This window comes from Lysobacter enzymogenes, from assembly GCF_900106525.1.
Taxonomy (GTDB): Bacteria; Pseudomonadota; Gammaproteobacteria; order Xanthomonadales; family Xanthomonadaceae; genus Lysobacter; species Lysobacter enzymogenes.
Window position 1 is genome coordinate 1 of record NZ_FNOG01000008.1, and the last position, 18,587, is coordinate 18,587.

Sequence of the window (18,587 nt, forward strand, 5' to 3'; positions counted from 1 at the left end):
TTTCGTTTCGTCAACCACCCGTCGAAACCGCCTGCCGTACCGCGCTCCGTCCGACCTCACCATCCGTCGTCCGGGCCGCGCATCTTACAGCTTCGTTTCAGTTCGTCAACACTCACCGAAACCGCCGTTTTCCGCGCTCCCTACAAGCGCTGTTCCGCTTGCCGGGCCGCGCATCTTACAGCCTGCTTTCGATTCGTCAACACTCGTCGAAAACCGCTGTTTTTGCGCGTTCCCGCATGCGCTGATCTGCTTGCGGGCCGCGCATCGTACAGCATGTTTTCGATCCGTCAACACGTTTCGAAACCGCCGCCTTCCGCGCGTCCCGCCGACCGAACAAAGCGTCGTTGGGAGCCGCACATTATGCGCAGATGAATGGGGCTTGGGAAGGGGGTCTGCGGGGTTTGGGGCGGATTTTTTCGAGACGCCGCTCAAGGGGCTGAAACGGCAAAGTCTTGCGGGGGCTTGGGCGCTTGCGGCCCTCACCCCAACCCCTCTCCCGCAGACGGGAGAGGGGCTTAAAGCGGGATCAGGAAATCAGGCGGACGCGGGCGAAGGTGCGCTTGCCCACGGTCAGCACGCCTTCGAAACCGGGGGCGAAGGTCAGTTGGGCGTCTTCCACCACTTGCCCATCGACCTTTACCGCGCGCTCCTTGAGCTTGCGGTTGGCCTCCGAGTTGCTCGGCGTCAGCCCGGCCGCCGTCAGCAGGGCGGCGATGCGCAGGCCCTCGGCCGGCACCGTTACGTCGGTCAGCGGCAACGAGGACAGGTCGCCCTCGCCGCGTACGGCCGCATTCCAGCCCTCCACCGCGGTTTCCGCCGCTGCCGCGCCGTGGAACCGCGCCGCCAGCTCGCGCGCCAGGCGCAGCTTGAGGTCGCGCGGGTTGAGCTGGCCGGCGTCGATCTCCTGTTTCAGGCGCGCGGCCTCGGCGATCGAGATCTCGAAGCTGAGCAGATCGATCCACCGCCACATCAGCGTGTCGTCGATCTTCATCGCCTTGGTGACGATGTCGATCGCCGGCTCGTTGATGCCGATGTAGTTGCCCAGCGACTTGGACATCTTGGCCACGCCGTCCAGGCCCTCCAGCAGCGGCATGGTCAGCACGATCTGCGGCGGCTGGCCGTGGTGCTCCTGCAGGCCGCGGCCCATCAGCAGGTTGAACTTCTGGTCGGTGCCGCCGAGTTCGACGTCGCACTTGAGCGCGACCGAGTCGTAGCCCTGCACCAGCGGATACAGAAATTCGTGGATCGCGATCGGCTGCTGGCCGGCGTAGCGCTTGGCGAAGTCGTCGCGCTCGAGCATGCGCGCGACCGTGTGCTGGGCCGCCAGGCGGATCATGTCCGCCGCGCCCATCTGGCCGAACCATTCGGAATTGAAGCGGACCTCGGTGCGCGACTTGTCGAGCACCTTGAACACCTGCTCGGCGTAGGTCTCGGCGTTGGCCAGCACGTCTTCGCGGGTCAGCGCCTTGCGGGTGGCGTTCTTGCCGCTGGGGTCGCCGATCATCCCGGTGAAGTCGCCGATCAGGAAGATCACCTGGTGCCCCAGGTCCTGGAACTGCCGCATCTTGTTGAGCAGCACGGTGTGGCCCAGGTGCAGGTCGGGCGCGGTCGGGTCGAAGCCGGCCTTGATCCGCAGCGGGCGGCCGAGCTTGAGCCGCGCTTCGAGCTCTTCGAGCTTGATGATTTCGTCGGCGCCGCGGGCGATCAGATCCAGGGCTTCTTGTACGGAGGTGGACACAGGCGGACTCGCAGGACGGTCGCGAGCGATTTTGTTAACCGCGTCACGAATTCAGGTTAATTGGGGGTTAAACGAAACTGTACCAGTTGATGGCGAAAAACCCTATTCAGGACAAGGGTTTGACGCGTACTGCTCGCGTGTCTATGGTAACGCCGCTACGTGGCCTTCACACCTCGTCCGAGGACTCCTTCCATGACAGTACCCGAGCAGGCTTCCAGTGTGGGCGCCGAACGACGCGAACGCCTGAAAGCCCTGCGGGAAAAGGCACTGAAACGGAAGGTGCTGGCGCGCCATCTGTCCGATGGCTTCAATGGTCGCTGGAGCGGCCGCCAGTGGGTCCAGGTCGGCCTGTTCGCGACCTTGGGCATGATGGTCGCCGCGGTCATTCCCGGTTTCAGTCAGTCCACCGCCTCGGTGCGCGCACACGAGCCGCGCCAGTCGCTGGCCCTGGCGCTGCCGCCGCTGACCCTGGCCCGGCTCAAGGGCGAGACCGGCGACAGCTGGCAACTGGTGCGGGTCAACCGCGGCCAGACCTTGGGTTCGGTGTTCAAGGACATGGACATTCCGAAGTCCACCATGAGCCAGATCCTCGAGCAGCCCGGCGCGCGCGAAGCGCTGATGCGGATGAAGCCGGGCGCCGAGTTGGGCTTCGACATTCCGGTCAACGGCTCGCTGCGCACCTTCCGCTACGACCAGGACGAGGGCCACCGGGTCGAGCTGAGCATCGCCGGCGACAAGGTCACCGACAAGAAAGTCATCGCCCGCCCGAGCCAGGTCCGCACCGTGGTGCTCAGCGGCAAGGTCGGCAAGTCGCTGTTCCGTTCGGCGCGCAAGGTCGGGCTGACGCCGGCCAACATCAATACGCTGACCGACGACATCTTCAAGTACGACATCGACTTCAACGAGGACGTCGGCGGCGACGACCGCTTCAGCGTGGTGGTCGAGCAGACCTGGCGCGAGGGCGAGCTGATCAGCACCGGCCCGATCCTGGCGGCGACCTTCACCAGCGACGGCAAGCTGCACACCGGCTTCCGCTTCGACCGCGGCGGCAAGCCCGAGTACTTCACCGGCGACGGCCGTCCGCTGAAGAAGAGCTTCATCCGCATGCCGATTCCGTATGCGCGCCTGACCTCCGGTTTCGGCAGCCGCCGCCATCCGGTGCTGGGCAGCATCCGCATGCACGCCGGCGTCGATTACGCGGCCGGCACCGGCACCCCGATCATGGCCGCCGGCGATGCGCGCGTGCAGTTCATCGGCTGGAAGGGCGGCTACGGCCGCGCGGTGATCCTCGATCACGGCCGCGGCTACACCACGCTGTACGGGCACATGTCGAACTTCAGCAAGATCAAGCCGGGCCAGCGCATTCCGCAGGGCACGGTGATCGGCTACGTCGGCGCGTCGGGCCTGGCGACCGGTCCGCACCTGCATTACGAATTCCGGGTCAACGGCGTGCACCGCAACCCGCTGTCGATCACCATGCCGCCGCCGGAGCCGCTCAGCGGCATGGCGCTGGCGCAGTTCCGCCAGCAGACCGCGGTCGCGCTGGGACGGATCCGCCAGGTCGAGAACATCATCTACGCCGATGCCGGCCCGGCGCCGGGCGCGGCCCCGGCGGTCGCGGCGGCGGCCACTGCCAAGACGGTCGCGGTGGCGAAGACCAAGAAGAAGAAGACCTCGCGCGGCTGAGCGGCGCGATCGTCCCGGCGACCTGGTCGCGACAACAGGGGCCCTGCGGGGCCCTTTGTTTTTTGTGCGAATGTCGGGATGCTGCGACGCTGAGTCGGTATCGCGGATGCACGATTCGCAGCAGATCGCGGGGCGCGGTTTACGACCACCACCTATCGGGCGCCGTTGAGCGCCGCTCAAAGGCTTTCGTCATGGCTGAAAACTCTTCGATCCCGGCAGACAGCCACGTCGCTACGCCCACCGCAGGCCTGCGAGGCTTTCGTCATGGTTGATAGCTCTTCGATCCCGGCCGACAGCCGCGTCGCTGCGCCCACCGCAGGCCTGCGAGGCTTTCGTCATGGTTGAGAACTCTTCGATCCCGGCTGACAGCCGCGTCGCTACGCCCGGCGCAGGCCTTTATCTTGGACTTATCTCAGGCACCAGCGCCGACGGCATCGACGCCGCGCTGGTGCGCTTCCACGCCGGCGCCGCGCCGACCCGCTGCGAGCTGGTGCTCGGCCGCACTTATGCCTGGGACGCGACGCTGCGCGAGCGGCTGGTCGCGCTCGGCCAGGGCGGCGATGCGCGCTCGCTGGAGGAACTGGGCACGCTCGATATCCAGACCGCCGAGGCGTTCGCCGAGGCCGCGCGCGCCCTGCTCGAGGAGGCCGGCGTGGCCGCCGCCGAGGTCGCGGCGATCGGCTCGCACGGCCAGACCGTGCGCCATCGCCCGGCCGGCGCCGGGTTCGACGGCCGACATCCTTTCACCTGGCAGATCGGCGACGGCGCGGTGATTGCCGAGCGCAGCCGCATCGCCACGGTCGCCGATTTCCGCCGTCGCGATGTCGCCGCCGGCGGCCACGGCGCGCCGCTGATGCCGGCCTTCCACGCCGCGCTGCTGGGCTCGGCCGACGAGGACCGCGCCGCGCTCAACCTCGGCGGGATCGCCAATTTCACCCTGCTGCCGGCGCGCGGCGAGGTGCGCGGTTTCGACACCGGCCCGGCCAACTGCCTGATGGACGCCTGGGCGCTGCGCCACCTGGGCCAGGCCTTCGACGCCGACGGCGCGTTCGCCGCGCAAGGCCAGGTCGATGCGGCGCTGCTGGCGCGCCTGCTGGACGAGCCTTGGTTCGCGCTGGCGCCGCCCAAGAGCACCGGGCGCGAGCAGTTCCATCTGGATTGGGTCGACGCGCGCCTGGGCGGCGGCGAGCGGCCGCAGGACGTGCAGGCGACCTTGCTGGAACTCAGCGCGGTGACCATCGCCCAGGCGCTGCGCGCGCAGCAGCCGGCGACCCGGCGGGTGCTGGCCTGCGGCGGCGGGGTGCGCAACGGCGCGCTGCTGGCGCGGCTGGCGGCGCTGCTGCCGCAGGCGACGGTGGAGACGACCGCGGCCTACGGCCTGGACCCGGATTTCGTCGAGGCGATGGGCTTCGCCTGGCTGGCGCGGCAGACCCTGGCGGGGTTGCCGGGCAATCTGCCCAGCGTGACCGGCGCGCGCGGGTTGCGGGTGTTGGGGACGGTGCATCCGGCCGCCTGACCGAACCGGCCGAAAGCCCCTGTAGGAGCGGCGCGAGCCGCGACGCGGGCAGTGGGCGGCCGAGGAGTGCGGAGGCGCGATGGGGCTGCGGGACGACTCCGGCCCCAGTGAGTGGCGCCGTGGCTCGGGTTGGCGCGGTCGCGGCTTGCGCCGCTCCTACAGGGAGTTATCGGGGCAGCCGGAGATCTGGCGGGTTGGGCTTTGGGAGGTGGCGCCGTGGTTCGGGTTGGCGCGGTCGCGGCTTGCGCCGCTCCTACAGGGAGCCGGCGGGGCGACCAGAAGCTCAGCCTTCGCGGTTCGGGCGGAATTCTTCCAGCAGTTCCAGGCCGCTGAGGTCGGGGCCGGCCGGGCGCGGGGCCGGGGCGTCCTTGGGGTCGGCGCGGCCGATCATGGCGAAGCCGGGGTCGCTGGGAATGCCTTCCAGCGCCGCGATCGCCTCCTGCAGGGCGCGGCTGTCCTGGGCTTCGAACCGGCCGGCCATTTCGGCCTCGACCGAGAACAGGCCGGTCTCGATCAGGTGCAAGGCGGTGCGCTGCAGGCTCCAGCCGCGCAACTCCGCCACCCGGCGCAGCCGGTCGGAGAGTACGGGGTCCAGGTTGTGCAGGATGATGTCGGTCACTGCGTGCGACGTTGCCACCCAAGCCTGCGCAGCGCAACACAAAATTGGCGAAACCGCGTTCAGGAACACGGCTTGACGGGCACGTTTTCAGCGCGCTCGTTCAGTAACGAAGTCAGGTTCGCGACAGGTCCGCAGGTGCCGGCCGGCGCAGCGCCAAGGCGATGCACAACACCACCGCCGGCAGGCCGACCAAGGCGGTGCCGACGAAGAACAGCGCATAGCCTTCCAGCAGGGTGCGGCCGGCCGCCAGCTCGGTCACCGCGACCCCGGACAGGCCCTTGAGCAGCTTGCCGAGCAAGGCATAGAACGAGCTCAGCAGGGCGTACTGGGTGGCGGTGTAGCCGATGTTGGTCAGGCTCGACATGTAGCCGACCAGGGCCACGCCGGCGTAGCCGTTGCAGAAGTTGTCGATGACCATCGCCGCGGTGAACACGGTCGAATCGCTGCCGTGCAGGGCCAGGTAGGCGAAGGCCAGGTTGGAGGCCGGGCCGAGCACGGCGCCGGCGATCAGGGTCGGGATGAAGCCGAAGCGCACCGCGGTCAGGCCGGCCGCGGCGACGCCGGCGATGGTCGCGACCAGGCCGAACGAGCCGCGCACCGCGCCGACGGTTTCCTTGTCCATCTTCAGGTCGGCGTAGAACGGGTTGGCCATCGGCCCGAGCAGGAAATCCGGCAGCCGGTACAGGCTGATCGCCAGCAGGATCAGCAGGGCCATGCGCCCGTGCTGGCGGAAGAACGCGACGAACGGGCCGATCACCGCGTCGAACAGGCCGCGCGCGGTGAACAGCGCCGGGTGCGGCGCGGCCTGAGCGATCTCGCTGGCGCGCGGCTCGCGCGCCCGCAGCGTGGCGATCACGCCGACGCCGAGCAGCAGCGCCATGAGTTCGTAGGACAACCGCCAGCCGGCGTGCGCGGCCAGGATCAGGATCAGCGAGTCGGTGACGAGCAGCGCGCCGCGATAGCCCAAGGTGGAGGTCGAGGTCAGCAGCCCCTGCTGCTCGCCGTTGTCGGCGCTTTCGATGCGCCAGGCGTCGATGACGATGTCCTGGGTCGCCGAGGCGAACGCCACCACCAGCGCCAGCGCGCCGAACACGGTCAATTGATCGAGCGCGACGCCGCCGAGCAGCAACTGGCCCTGGCGCGGCTCGACCAGCGCCATGCCGACCAGCGCCGCGGCGGCGACGAACTGCGACAGCAGCATCCAGCCGCGGCGGCGGCCGAGCCAGCGGCCCAGCACCGGCGCGTCGATCTTGTCGACCAGCGGCGCCCAGACGAATTTCAGCGAATACGCCAGACCGACCCAGGACAGGAAGCCGATCATGCTCAGCTCGATGCCGTTCTCGCGCATCCAGTAGCCGAGCGTGTTGCCGACCAGATAGATCGGGATGCCCGAGCTGAAGCCGAGCAGCAGCATGGTCAGCACCTTGGGCTGGCCCAGGTTGCTCAACACCAGCCGCCAGCCCTTCTTGACCGGACGAGCCGGCGCGGCGGCCGGCTCGTTGGAGGCGCCGGCCTCAGACGTCATAGTCGACCGTGAACGGCGCGTGGTCGGAGAAGCGCGGGTCTTTCAGGATCGAGCAGCCGCGCAGCTTGGCGCGCAGGCTCGGGGTGGCGAACTGGTAGTCGATGCGCCAGCCCACGTCGTTGGCGCGCGCGGCGCCGCGGTTGCTCCACCAGGTGTAGTCCTGGCCTTCGGCGTTGAGCGCGCGGTAAGCGTCGACCCAGCCGCTGTCGTCGGCGCACATGCCGTTGAGCCAGTCGCGCTCGGGCGGCAGGCAGCCGGAGTTCTTCTGGTTGCTGGTCCAGTTCTTGATGTCCAGGCGGCTGCGCACGATGTTCCAGTCGCCGCACAGGACGTAGTCGCGGCCGCTGGCCAACCACTGGTCGAGAATGGGTTTCAGCCACTGCATGACTTCGAACTTGAAGCCCTGGCGCAGGTCGCCGGAGGAGCCGGAGGGGATGTAGAACGAGACCACGCTGAGGTTGCCGAAGCGCGCCTCGATGTAGCGGCCCTCGTCGTCGAACGGGGCCCAGCCCAGCGCGGTGCGCACTTCGTCGGGCTCGCGCTTGGCGTAGATCGCCACGCCGCTGTAGCCCTTCTTGGTGATCGCGTCGCGGAAGAACGCGCGGTAACCGTCGGGCAGGAATTCCGGGCCGCTGAGCTGGTGCTCCTGGGCCTTGGTCTCCTGTACGCACAGCACGTCGGCGTTCTGGGTCTTGAACCAGTCGAAGAAGCCTTTGGTCGTGGCCGAACGCAGGCCGTTGGCGTTGAAACTGATGATGCGCATGCGCGTTCCGGGGCAGGAAGTGCGCACGATCATAGCAACCGGCCGGGCGCGGGTATCATGCCGCGCATGACCCTGGATCCCGATATCGCCGCCGCAGGCGAACGGCCCGCGCCGCCGGACGTGCGCGTCGGCGTGGTCTCGCCGATGCTGGCCCCGGCCGTGCGCGCGCTGCAGGTCGCGCCCGAACAACTGCAGTTCGTCGGCGACACCGCCTACAACCTGGAACAGACCCGCCTGGACCCCAACAGCGAAGCCATGGCGGTGCTGGCCGGCGAGCGCGTGGTCGGTTTCTACCGCCTGGATTTCAGCGTCGAGGCCATCGCCGGCCGCGCCCTGGGCGAGCCCAGCGTGGGCCTGCGCGCCTATGCGATCGACCGGCGCGAACAGGGCCGCGGCTACGGCACCGCGGCCATGCGCGCCTGCATCGAGGACCTGCGCCGGCGCCACCCGCAGCGGCGCCTGCTGGCGCTGACGGTCAACCTGCGCAACCAGGCGGCCATCGCCGCCTACCTCAAGGCCGGCTTCTACGACACCGGCGAGCTGTACCACGGCGGCTCGGCCGGGCCGCAGCACCTGATGCTGTACCGCCTGGCCGCCGCGCCCTCCCCTTCCCCCACTGCGACCGCGCCATGACCGACCACCGCACCCGCTTCCTGCAACTGGCCCTCAAGGCCGACGCCCTGCGCTTCGGCGAATTCACCCTCAAGTCCGGGCGGGTCAGTCCGTACTTCTTCAATGCCGGGCGCTTCGATTCCGGCGCGGCGCTGGCCGAGCTGGCGCAGTGCTACGCCGATGCGGTGCAGTCGCACGGCCTGGACTTCGACCTGCTGTTCGGCCCGGCCTACAAAGGCATCCCGCTGGCCACCGCGCTGGGCTGCGAATACGCCCGCCGCGGCCGCGACCTGCCGCTGGCGTTCAACCGCAAGGAAGCCAAGAGCCACGGCGAAGGCGGGATGCTGATCGGCGCGCCGCTGGCCGGGCGGCGGGTGCTGATCGTCGACGACGTGATCACCGCCGGCACCGCGATCCGCGAAGCGCTCGGCCTGATCGCCGACGCCGGCGGCACGGTCGCCGGCATCGTCATCGCCCTGGACCGGCAGGAAGCCGTGGACCCTGCACAATCCCGACGCTCGGCGGCAGAAACTGTCGCAATCGAACACGGCCTGCCGGTCGTGGCGATCGCCGGCCTCGACGATCTGCTCGCCTTCACCGGCGCCAGCGCCGAGTTCGCGGCCCAGCGCGAGCGCCTGCTGGCCTACCGCGCCGCTTACGGCCGCCAGGCCTGAGCCGCACGCGCTCCGGCCCGGGTGCGGGCCGGATGCGCGGGCCAAAACTGAGAACTTGGTCACAGGTAATTTTTCAGCCGTGGCCCGACTCTTGCGTCACGCCTTGCCGACAGACAGCCCCGAAGGCGGGAACGCGACATGAAAGCCATCCACACCCTGATCGCCGGCGCCGTCGTGCTGGCGCTGGCCGCGCCGCTCGCCTCCGCCCAGGACGCGTCGAAGAAGAAGCTGTATTGCTGGGACGAAGGCGGCCGCAAGGTCTGCGGCGACGCGCTGCCGGCGCACGCGGTCGACAGCGCCCGCACCGAGATCAGCGCCAAGAGCGGCCTAGCCACCGCCCAGGTCGACCGCGCGCTGAGCGCGGAGGAACGCGCCGCCGCCGAGCAGGCCGCGCGCGCGGCGCGCAGCGCGGCGACGGCGGCCGAGGCGCAAAAGCGCCGCGACCGCGCCATGGCCGAGTCCTACGCCACCGAGGAAGACCTGCGCAAATCCTTCCAGGAGCGGATCGTGCTGCTGGACGAGACGGTCAAAGCCTCGCAGCTGGGCATCGAAGGCCGCCGCCAGACCGTGCTGAGCCTGCTGCGCAAGGCCGGCGAGGCCGAGCTCAACGGCAAGCCGGTCGGTTCGGGCCTGGCCGAGAACATCCGCGGCCAGCACGACGAACTGCTGCACCAGCAGGACGTGCTCAAGCAGCAGGTGCTCGAGCGCAGCCTCGCCGACCAGGACCTGGCCACCGCGCTGGAACGCTACAACGCGCTCAAGGCCAAGAACGCCGCCGGCGGCTGAGCGCGGCGCCAGAGCCGGGACCGGCGCCGAAGCCGAGGCCCGCAAACGAAAAAACGCCGCGGCTGCCCGCGGCGTTTTTCGTTGTCGCCTCACGCAGCGCCGGCCGCAGCCGGCGCGCGCCGGTCAGAACGGCAGCGCCAGATCCGGCTTGATCGCGTGCAACTGGGCGCGGAACAGCCCCTGGATGCGCTCCATCGCCGCCTGGGTGTCGGCGTCGAAACGCATCACCAGGATCGGCGTGGTGTTGGACGCGCGCACCAGGCCCCAGCCGTCGGGGAAGTCCACGCGCAGGCCGTCGATGGTCGACAGGCGCGCGCCCTCGAACGAGGCCTCGTTGCGGAAGCGCTCGACGAAGCTGTGCGGGTCGCCCTCGGGCGCGTCGACCTTGATCTCCGGGGTGGCCACGCCGTTGGGCAGCTCGTTGAGGGTGCGGGTCGGCGGGTCGGCCTGCGCAGCCAGGATCTCGAGCAGACGCGCGGCCGAGTAGATGCCGTCGTCGAAGCCGTACCAGCGCTCCTTGAAGAAGAAGTGGCCGCTCATCTCGCCGGCCAGCTCGGCGTCGGTCTCGCGCATCTTGGCCTTGATCAGCGAGTGGCCGGTCTTCCACATCAGCGGGCTGCCGCCGTGGCGCAGGATGTGGCCCGGCAGGCGGCCGGTGCACTTGACGTCGTAGATGATCATCGCGCCCGGGTTGCGCTCGAGCACGTCGGCGGCGAACAGCATCAGCAGGCGGTCGGGGAAGATGTTCTGGCCGTCGCGGGTGACCACGCCGAGGCGGTCGCCGTCGCCGTCGAAGGCGATGCCCAGGTCCGCGTCCAGGCGCTGCACCATCTTGATCAGGTCGACCAGGTTGTGCGGCTCGCTCGGATCCGGGTGGTGGTTGGGGAATTCGCCGTCGATCTCGCAGTACAGCGGGGTGACCTCGGCGCCGATCGCGGCCAGCACGCGCGGGCCGATGTCGCCGGCCACGCCGTTGCCGGCGTCGACCACGACCTTGAGCGGGCGGTCGATCTGGATGTCGGAGGCGATGCGCTGGACGTAGTCTTCGGAGATGTCGCGCTCGGCCAGCGTGCCCGGCTCGGCCGCGGTGTGCAGGCGGCCGCCGACGATGCGGCGGTAGAGATCGGTGATGGCGTCGCCCGACAGGGTTTCGCCGCCGACCACGATCTTGAAGCCGTTGTAGTCCGGCGGGTTGTGGCTGCCGGTCAGCGACACGCAGGAACCGGCGCGCAGGTGGTAGGCGCCGAAGTAGGTGACCGGGGTCGGCGCCAGGCCGATGTCGACGACGTTGCGGCCGGCCTTGCGCAGGCCGGCGATCAGGCCGGCCATCAGGCTCGGACCGGACAGGCGGCCGTCGCGGCCGACCACGATTTCGGTCAGGCCCTGGTCGTGCATGACCGAACCGATGGCATGGCCGATCAGCTCGGCGATGCCCGGATCCAGGCTCTGGCCGACCACGCCGCGGATGTCGTAGGCGCGGAAGATGCCGTTGTCCACGGCCAGCGGCCGCGGCGCGGCTTCAAGGGTGTTATCGCTCACGTTTATTGCATTCGCATCGGCAATAGGAGCGCTCATGGTCTCAGCCAGCGTCTGAACCGGACCTTCCTCCTCGACCGGGCCGCTGCTGCGGCCCAGCCGCTGGCGCAGCCGCGCCAGCACGAAGGCCAGCAGCGTCAGCACCACCGCGGCGATGAAGCACGGCAGCGCGCCCATGCCGAGCGGGCCGCCGGCGATGTCGGGCACCGCCGCGGCCACGCGCAGGTCGCTGCCGGGGATCGCCGCGGCCATCGCCTCGGCGCCGTTGTTGAGCGCGGCGTCGCCGCGTTCGATCGCGCTGAAGCCGCCCTGGCGCAGCGCCAGATAGCTGCTGTCGCCGATGTCGGCCTGTTCCACGCCCTGGCTGACCCGCTGCAGCGGCAGCTGCACGTAGGCCACGCCGACCAGTTGCTCGCCGGCGCGCGCGGGCGCGGCCAGCGCCAGCACCGGCTTGCCGCCGTCGCGCACGATCGCCGCCATCGGCTTGTCGGCGACGATCGCCGCTTCCATCGCGCCGAGCCGGCCGTAGCCGCTCTTGGGCAGGGCCGCGTATTCGGCGGCCAGATCGGCCGGCAGCACCTCGCCGTGGCTGGCGCCGGGCCAGTCCTTGCCGAGTTCGGCGCTGGCGGCCTTGAAATCGCCGGCCTGCAGCGCGGCCTGCATCGGCGCGGCCGCCAGGCGGTCGCGCAGGCGCTTGTGCTCGACGCCGAGCGCGTTGTGGGCGTTGCTCACCGCCGCATCGCGCACCTGGATCAGGTCGGCGCGGCGCGAGGAGTCCAGGTGCTGCTGCACCCCGGCCCAGGCCATCCACAGCGCCAGCACGCCGCACAGCGCCGCGACCGGCAACAGCACGGGCCTGAGTTGCGCCGCGGAGATCTGCGGCTTTTCCAGCTTCACATCGACCATAACCGGCAACATCCCCTCAAAGTGTTCTGTCCCGCGCGCCGGGCGCGGGCCCCCGCAGTCTGCCCGCTTCGCCCGGCCGCGTCCGTCGACTGCGCCTCGCCGCGCCGGATGCGCGGCGCAACCGCGATCGCGGTCCGCCGCATCCGCCCGCGAACCTGCGCGCCCCGCAAACTACAAGCACGATACGTGCCAGCGCGCCCTCCCCCGGGGACGCGCGGCCGCGCTCAGCGTACGCCGGTGTGGCCGAAGCCGCCCTCGCCGCGTTCGCTGGCCTGGAACTGTTCGACCACTTGCAGGCTGGCGCGCACGATCGGCAACACCACCAACTGCGCGACCCGGTCGCCCGGCTGGATCGTATAAGCCTCGCGGCCGCGGTTCCACACGCTGATCAGCAGCGGGCCCTGGTAATCGGCGTCGATCAGGCCGGTGCCATTGCCGAGCACGATGCCGTGCTTGTGGCCCAGGCCGGAGCGCGGCAGCACCACCGCGCACATCGCCGGATCGCCGACGTGCACCGCCAGGCCCGAGGGCAGCAGCGCGGCGTCGCCGGGCTGCAGCACCAGCTCCTGCTCCAGCGCCGCGCGCAGGTCCAGGCCGGCGCTGGCCGGGGTGGCGTAGGCCGGCAGCGGCCATTCGTTGCCGAAACGCGGGTCGAGGATCTTCAGTTCCAGGGTGTGGTGCATGCGCTCTTCCAAAACGAAAGGCCGGCAGCGCCAGGCGCCGCCGGCCGGGACGGCGCGCCGCGGCTCAGGCCGGCCAGCGCGCCAGGATCAGATCCAGCAATTGGTCGGCCAACGCGGTCTTCGGCGCCGGCCCGAGCGCGCGCTCGCCATCGAGCCAGTACACGGTCAGCGCGTTGTCGTCGCTCTCGAAGCCGCTGCCGGACACGCCGACGCGGTTGGCCGCGATCATGTCGACCTTCTTCTTCTCGAGCTTGCCGCGCGCGTAGAACTCCACGTCGTGGGTCTCGGCGGCGAAGCCGACCACCACGGTCGGGCGGCGTGCGTGCACGGCGACCTCGGCCAGGATGTCGGGCGTGCGCACCAGCGCCAGGGTCAGTTGCTCGTCTTTCTTCTTGATCTTGCCCGGGGCGACTTCGGCCGGGGCGTAGTCGGCGACCGCGGCGGCGCCGATATAGACGTCGGCCGGCAGCTGGGCGATCACCGCCTCGCGCATCTGCCGGGCCGAGCGCACATCCACGCGCTGCTGCAGGCCGGGCGGGGTCGGCAGCGACACCGGGCCGGCCACCAGCACCACCTGGGCGCCGCGGCGCGCGGCGGCTTCGGCGATGGCGAAGCCCATCTTGCCGCTGCTGCGGTTGCCGATGAAGCGGACCGGGTCGATGTCTTCGAAGGTCGGGCCGGCGCTGACCACGATGCGGCGGCCGGACAGGTCGGCGGCGCTCATGCGCGGGGCTCCTGGGCCAGGGCGGCCACGATCTCGTGCGGCTCCAACAGCCGGCCGGGGCCGGATTCGGGCTCGGCCATGCGGCCCTCGCCGGGGCCGAGGAAGCCCACGCCCCGGCCGCGCAGGGTGGCGACGTTGGCCTGGGTCGCCGGATGGCCCCACATACGGTGGTTCATCGCCGGGGCGATCGTCACCGGCGCCTCGGAGGCCAGGCACAGGGTGCTGATGAGGTCGTCGGCGAAGCCGTGGGCGAGCTTGGCGATCATGTCGGCGGTGGCCGGCGCGATCAGGATCCGCTGCGCCCAGCGCGCCAGTTCGATGTGGCCCATCGCCAGCTCGGCGGCCTCGTCCCACAGCGACGTCCGCACCGGCTGGCCGGACAGCGCCTGGAAGGTCGCCGGGCCGACGAAGCGGGTGGCGTTTTCGGTCATCGCCACGCGCACCTGGGCGCCGGCGTCCTGCAGTCGGCGCACCAGGTCGGCGGCCTTGTAAGCGGCGATGCCGCCGCAGACGCACAGCAAGATGCGTTGGGCGTGCAGCGGCAAAGAGGGGTCTTGCGCCATGTTCGGCGGGGCTCGCTGGGGGTCTTCGTCATGCATGCGGGGCAGCTCGGTCCGGCCGCCGCGGCGGCCCGGCGATTTCCTACCTCCGCCCGGGCCGATAGCTTACCCGATGGGCCGCAACGCCCCGATCACGCGCGGCGCGCGCCGGCGCGCAAGCTGCGGGCATGCGAATCCAAGAATGGCCCAGCGCGGAGCGGCCGCGCGAAAAACTCCTCGCCGGCGGCGCCGGCGCCCTATCCGACGCCGAACTGCTGGCGCTGATCCTCGGCTCCGGCGTGCGCGGGCACGACGCGGTCGGCACCGCGCGCCGCCTGCTGGCCGAACACGGCCCGCTGGCGAGCTTGCTGGAACAACCGCCGGCACGGTTGTTGCGCATGCGCGGCATCGGCACGGCGCGCGCCTGCGCGCTCAAGGCCGCGCTGGAGCTGGCCGCGCGCAGCCAGATGGCCGACCTGGAGCGCGGCGGCGCGGTCACCGATCCGCCCTCGGCCGGGCGCTACCTGGCCCAGCGCCTGCGCGGCCGTCCGCACGAGGTGTTCGCGGCGATGTTCCTCAACAGCCGGCATGCGGTGATCGGCTTCGAGGAACTGTTCCAGGGCACCGTCGACGGCGCCGAGGTGCATCCGCGCGTGCTGGTCCGGCGGGCGATGCACCACAACGCGGCGGCGGTGATCGTCGGCCACAACCACCCCAGCGGCCACGCCGAGCCCAGCGCGTCCGATCGCGCCGTCACCCAGCGGCTCAAGCAGGCGCTGGCCCTGATCGACGTGCGCTTGATCGATCATTTCGTGATCGGCGACGGCAAGCCGGTGTCGATGGCGATACGCGGCTGGGTGTGAAGGCGGCGGCGCGGGCCGGAACGCGCTAACCGCGCCGGCGGCAAGCGGCGGCCGTTCACTCTTTCGTCACCGCATCGCGCCGGTTCGCCGCCCCAAAGCCGGTGCGGAAGCGAGTAAAATGCGCGGTTCCGCAACGCCCCGCGAAAGCGCATCTCCCGTGAAAACCACCCTCCACGCTCTGGTCGCACAGGCCATCGACGCTCTGCGCGCCGCCGGCACCGTGCCGGCCGACCTGTCCACGCCCGACTTCGTGATCGAACGTCCGAAGAACCGCGGCCAGGGCGATTTCTCGACCAACGCCGCGATGCTGCTGGCCAAGCCGGCGCGCGCCAATCCGCGCGAGCTGGCGCAGAAGCTGGTCGAGGCGCTGCCGGCCAACGCAGACATCGGCAAGGTCGAGATCGCCGGCCCGGGCTTCATCAACTTCCATGTCGACGAAGCCGCCTGGCGCCGCCAGATCGGCGAGGTGTTCGCGCAGGGCGCGAACTACGGCCGCAACGACACCGGCGGCGGCCGCCGCGCCGGCGTCGAGTTCGTCTCGGCCAACCCGACCGGCCCGCTGCACGTCGGCCACGGCCGCGCCGGCGTGATCGGCGACTGCATCGCGCGCGTGCTCGACGCCAACGGCTGGGACGTGGCGCGCGAGTTCTACTACAACGACGCCGGCGTGCAGATCAACAACCTGGCGCTGTCGGTGCAGGCGCGCGCGCGCGGCCTCAAGCCCGGCGACGAAGGCTGGCCGGAGAGCGCCTACAACGGCGACTACATCGCCGACGTGGCGCGCGCCTACCTCGACGGCGCCACAGTCGAATTCGAAAACCACAGCGTCACCGGCAAGGGCGACATCGACGACCTCGACGCGATCCGCCAGTTCGCCGTGGCCAGCCTGCGCCGCGAGCAGAACGAGGACCTGGCCGCGTTCGGCGTCGGCTTCGACGTCTACTTCCTGGAAAGCTCGCTGTACGAAACCGACAAGGTCGAGGAGACCGTGCGCGAGCTGATCGCCCACGGCCACACCTACGAAGAAGGCGGCGCGCTGTGGCTGCGCTCGACCGACTTCGGCGACGACAAAGACCGGGTGATGCGCAAGTCCGACGGCAGCTACACCTACTTCGTGCCGGACGTGGCCTATCACCTGAGCAAGTGGCAGCGAGGCTATCTGCGCGCGATCACCGAACTGGGCTCGGACCATCACGGCTCGCTGGCGCGCGTGCGCGCCGGCCTGCAGGCGCTCGATGCCGGCATCCCGCAGGGCTGGCCGGAATACGTGCTGCACCAGATGGTCACGGTGATGCGCGGCGGCGAGGAAGTGAAGCTGTCCAAGCGCGCCGGCAGCTACCTGACCCTGCGCGACCTCATCGACGAAGCCGGCCGCGACGCGGTGCGCTGGTTCCTGATCGCGCGCAAGCCCGATTCGCAGCTGACCTTCGACATCGACCTGGCGCGCTCGCAGTCGATGGACAATCCGGTCTACTACGTGCAGGTCTCGCACGCGCGCATGCACGGCCTGATGCGCCAGCTGAGCGAACGCGGCCTGTCCTACGACCAGGCCGACGGCCTGGCCCAGCCGCTGGACCTGAACGACGTCGCCGCGCACGAGCTGATCGTGACGATCCTGCGCTACCCCGACGTGGTCGCCGCCGCCGGCCGCGACCTGGAACCGCATCAGACCGCCGCGTATCTGCTGGAGTTGGCGCAGGCCTTCCAGACGTATTACAACGATCATCAGTTCCTGGTCGACGACGCCGCCCAGCGCCACGCGCGCCTGGTGCTGGCGATGGCGACCCGCCAAGTCCTGGCGAACGGTATGGAACTGTTGGGGATCCACGCCCCGGAGGTGATGTAAGTGGCAGCACGACGCGGCAAATCGCAGGCCAAGCGCAACCACCAGAGCAACGACGGCCTGCCCGGCTGGGTCTGGGGCGTGCTCGGGCTGCTGCTCGGGGTCGTGCTGATCCTGGTCGTCCCCAAATACCTCAAGTCCGACGGCAAGGGCGACGGCTTCTTCCGCCCGCAGCCCAATCCCGACGCGCAGCCCGCCGCGGTCAGCGCCGAGGAGGAATCGGTGGCGCCGGAAGGCAACGCCAAGCCGGCGCGCACCGAGGCCGCCCAGGCCAAGGCCGGCAAGCCGGACAAGGGCGGCAAGCCCAAGGACGGCCCGGAGTACGACTTCTACACCCTGCTGCCCGGCCGCGAAGTGGAAATGAGCGACGCCGAGCTGGCCGCGACCGAAGCCGCCGAGGAACAGCGCCGCGCCGCCCAGCAGCGCCGCGCCGGCCAGACCGCCGCAGCCCATCCCAACCCGGACGCGGCCCAGCCGCGCACCGCCGCGCAGACCCAGGCGCCGGCCACCGCCAACCTGCCCAAGCCGGTCGACACGATCGCGCCGGCGCCGTCCAGGCCGCCGACCCAGGTCGCCACCGCCACGCCGCCGCCGTCGACGGTGACGCCCAAGCCGCCGACGGTGTCCGCCACCCAGGGCGGCGCCGGCACGCCGGCCGCCACGGCGACGACCGCCAGCGCCGCGGCCGCCGCGGTCAGCGACAACACCCGCTACCTGCTGCAGGCCGGCGCCTTCCAGGCCTCCGGCCAGGCCGAGGAGATGAAGGCCAAGATCGCCATGCTCGGCCTCGGCGCGCGGGTGGAATCGGCGCAGATCGGCGACAAGACCGTCTACCGCGTGCGCATGGGGCCCTACGGCACCGCCGGCGACCTCGCCGACGCCAAGCGCAAGCTCGCCGACGGCGGGCTGCCGGGGATGGCGATCAAGGTCCAGTAAGTAAGCCGCGCGGCTGTTTCGCGCCGCTCCGCACGCATCCCGCAACGCCCGGCATCGCCGGGCGTTGCGCGTTTTGCCGGAGCGGTTGCGCGATGAGCGTTGCGGAGCGTGCGTTTCGCGGGGTGCGGCCCGGAGGGAGCCGGTCGTGCCCGCCTAGCCATGCCCTCGCCTCTCCCCCCGAGCCCCGCGCACCTGCGCCTTTGCGCCTTTGCGCCTTTGCGCCTTTGCGCCTTTGCGCCTTTGCGCCTTTGCGCCTTTGCGGCTTGCGGCTTGCGGCTTGCGGCTTGCGGCTTGCGTGAGAGCTTGGCCGAAGGCACGGCCGCAGTCCGTCGCAGGCGCGCCTTCCCTGCGAATCCACTACGCCGGCACCGTCGCCGGCGCAGGCCATCGGGCGGTCGAGCGCGCGCACGACCCAACGCCAGCCCGCCTGCCGCACACCCCCGGTTTTCACCCGCGCCATCGCGCCTGGACGCAACCCAGAATGCCGATTGCCCGCAACCGTGCGTCGGCGCGCGGACGCCTTCCGGCAGCGCGCCCGGCCGCAGCGCGACGGCGGTCACCCTGACCCGCGCATCCCGCGAATAGACTTCGCTGGCTGATGCACGTCGTTGGGGATGGGATGGACAAGCGCATTCTTC

Annotated in this window: 15 protein-coding genes and 1 pseudogene; 9 read left to right on the plus strand and 7 right to left on the minus strand. The window is 70.5% G+C overall.

The window, feature by feature from the left end; all coding sequences use genetic code 11:
- Positions 1–245: hypothetical protein (locus tag BLU84_RS27570; RefSeq protein WP_211664576.1), on the plus strand; the 245-nt coding region annotated here is incomplete at its 5' end.
- Positions 246–526: 281 nt separating this feature from the next.
- On the opposite strand, the gene tyrS is transcribed toward BLU84_RS27570, so the two are convergent.
- On the minus strand, positions 527–1,738 hold the full coding sequence (gene tyrS, locus BLU84_RS18885; protein WP_074870903.1) for a tyrosine--tRNA ligase: 1,212 nt from the start codon (positions 1,736–1,738) through the stop codon (positions 527–529).
- A 192-nt stretch (positions 1,739–1,930) separates the two neighbouring features.
- Here tyrS and BLU84_RS18890 point away from each other — a divergent pair, with 192 nt between their 5' ends.
- A complete protein-coding gene (locus BLU84_RS18890) occupies positions 1,931–3,424 on the plus strand; it encodes a M23 family metallopeptidase (protein WP_074870904.1) in 1,494 nt (497 codons plus the stop codon).
- A gap of 337 nt (positions 3,425–3,761) precedes the next feature.
- Positions 3,762–4,940 (plus strand): anhydro-N-acetylmuramic acid kinase, encoded by a 1,179-nt coding sequence (locus tag BLU84_RS18895; RefSeq protein ID WP_074870905.1) that lies wholly within the window; start codon positions 3,762–3,764, stop codon positions 4,938–4,940.
- Positions 4,941–5,223: 283 nt separating this feature from the next.
- Here the strand turns inward: BLU84_RS18895 and BLU84_RS18900 are convergent, their stop codons facing one another.
- The 3 genes from BLU84_RS18900 to BLU84_RS18910 form a co-directional block, all read right to left on the minus strand.
- Positions 5,224–5,559: a hypothetical protein gene (locus BLU84_RS18900; RefSeq protein ID WP_074870906.1), complete on the minus strand. Its 336-nt coding sequence runs from the start codon at positions 5,557–5,559 to the stop codon at positions 5,224–5,226.
- A gap of 112 nt (positions 5,560–5,671) precedes the next feature.
- Entirely contained in the window at positions 5,672–7,084 is a 1,413-nt protein-coding gene (locus tag BLU84_RS18905) for an AmpG family muropeptide MFS transporter (protein ID WP_074870907.1), read from the minus strand.
- Entirely contained in the window at positions 7,074–7,847 is a 774-nt protein-coding gene (locus BLU84_RS18910; RefSeq protein ID WP_074870909.1) for an exodeoxyribonuclease III, read from the minus strand. Before BLU84_RS18910 ends, BLU84_RS18905 begins: the two co-directional genes overlap by 11 nt.
- A 66-nt stretch (positions 7,848–7,913) precedes the next feature.
- Between BLU84_RS18910 and BLU84_RS18915 the strand changes: the two genes are divergently transcribed.
- From BLU84_RS18915 to BLU84_RS18925, 3 genes are all read left to right on the plus strand, one after another.
- Positions 7,914–8,480, plus strand: a complete 567-nt coding sequence (locus BLU84_RS18915) for a GNAT family N-acetyltransferase (protein ID WP_170849202.1) — start codon at positions 7,914–7,916, stop codon at positions 8,478–8,480.
- Entirely contained in the window at positions 8,477–9,133 is a 657-nt protein-coding gene (pyrE, locus tag BLU84_RS18920; protein ID WP_074870911.1) for an orotate phosphoribosyltransferase, read from the plus strand. Before BLU84_RS18915 ends, pyrE begins: the two co-directional genes overlap by 4 nt.
- 138 nt (positions 9,134–9,271) lie before the next feature.
- Entirely contained in the window at positions 9,272–9,919 is a 648-nt protein-coding gene (locus BLU84_RS18925; RefSeq protein ID WP_074870913.1) for a hypothetical protein, read from the plus strand.
- 123 nt (positions 9,920–10,042) lie between these two features.
- Here BLU84_RS18925 and BLU84_RS18930 read toward each other — a convergent pair whose 3' ends face one another.
- From BLU84_RS18930 to coaBC, 3 genes and pseudogenes are all read right to left on the minus strand, one after another.
- Positions 10,043–12,361, minus strand: a complete 2,319-nt coding sequence (locus BLU84_RS18930; RefSeq protein WP_074870916.1) for a phosphomannomutase/phosphoglucomutase — start codon at positions 12,359–12,361, stop codon at positions 10,043–10,045.
- Positions 12,362–12,585: 224 nt separating this feature from the next.
- A complete protein-coding gene (gene dut / locus BLU84_RS18935) occupies positions 12,586–13,044 on the minus strand; it encodes a dUTP diphosphatase (protein WP_074871389.1) in 459 nt (152 codons plus the stop codon).
- Between the two features lie 64 nt (positions 13,045–13,108).
- Positions 13,109–14,331 (minus strand): annotated as a pseudogene (gene coaBC / locus BLU84_RS18940) (bifunctional phosphopantothenoylcysteine decarboxylase/phosphopantothenate--cysteine ligase CoaBC).
- A 164-nt stretch (positions 14,332–14,495) separates the two neighbouring features.
- On the opposite strand from coaBC, the gene radC reads away from it, so the two are divergent.
- The 3 genes from radC (at position 14,496) to BLU84_RS18955 (ending at position 17,949) form a co-directional block, all read left to right on the plus strand.
- The gene (radC, locus tag BLU84_RS18945) at positions 14,496–15,170 is read left to right on the plus strand and encodes a RadC family protein (protein ID WP_074870919.1); all 675 of its coding nucleotides are present in this window, start codon (positions 14,496–14,498) and stop codon (positions 15,168–15,170) included.
- Between the two features lie 157 nt (positions 15,171–15,327).
- Positions 15,328–17,016 carry an arginine--tRNA ligase gene (gene argS / locus BLU84_RS18950; protein ID WP_074870923.1) on the plus strand — a complete coding sequence of 563 codons (1,689 nt, stop codon included), beginning with the start codon at positions 15,328–15,330 and terminating at the stop codon, positions 17,014–17,016.
- On the plus strand, positions 17,017–17,949 hold the full coding sequence (locus BLU84_RS18955) for an SPOR domain-containing protein (protein ID WP_074870925.1): 933 nt from the start codon (positions 17,017–17,019) through the stop codon (positions 17,947–17,949).
- Positions 17,950–18,587: the final 638 nt, after the last annotated feature.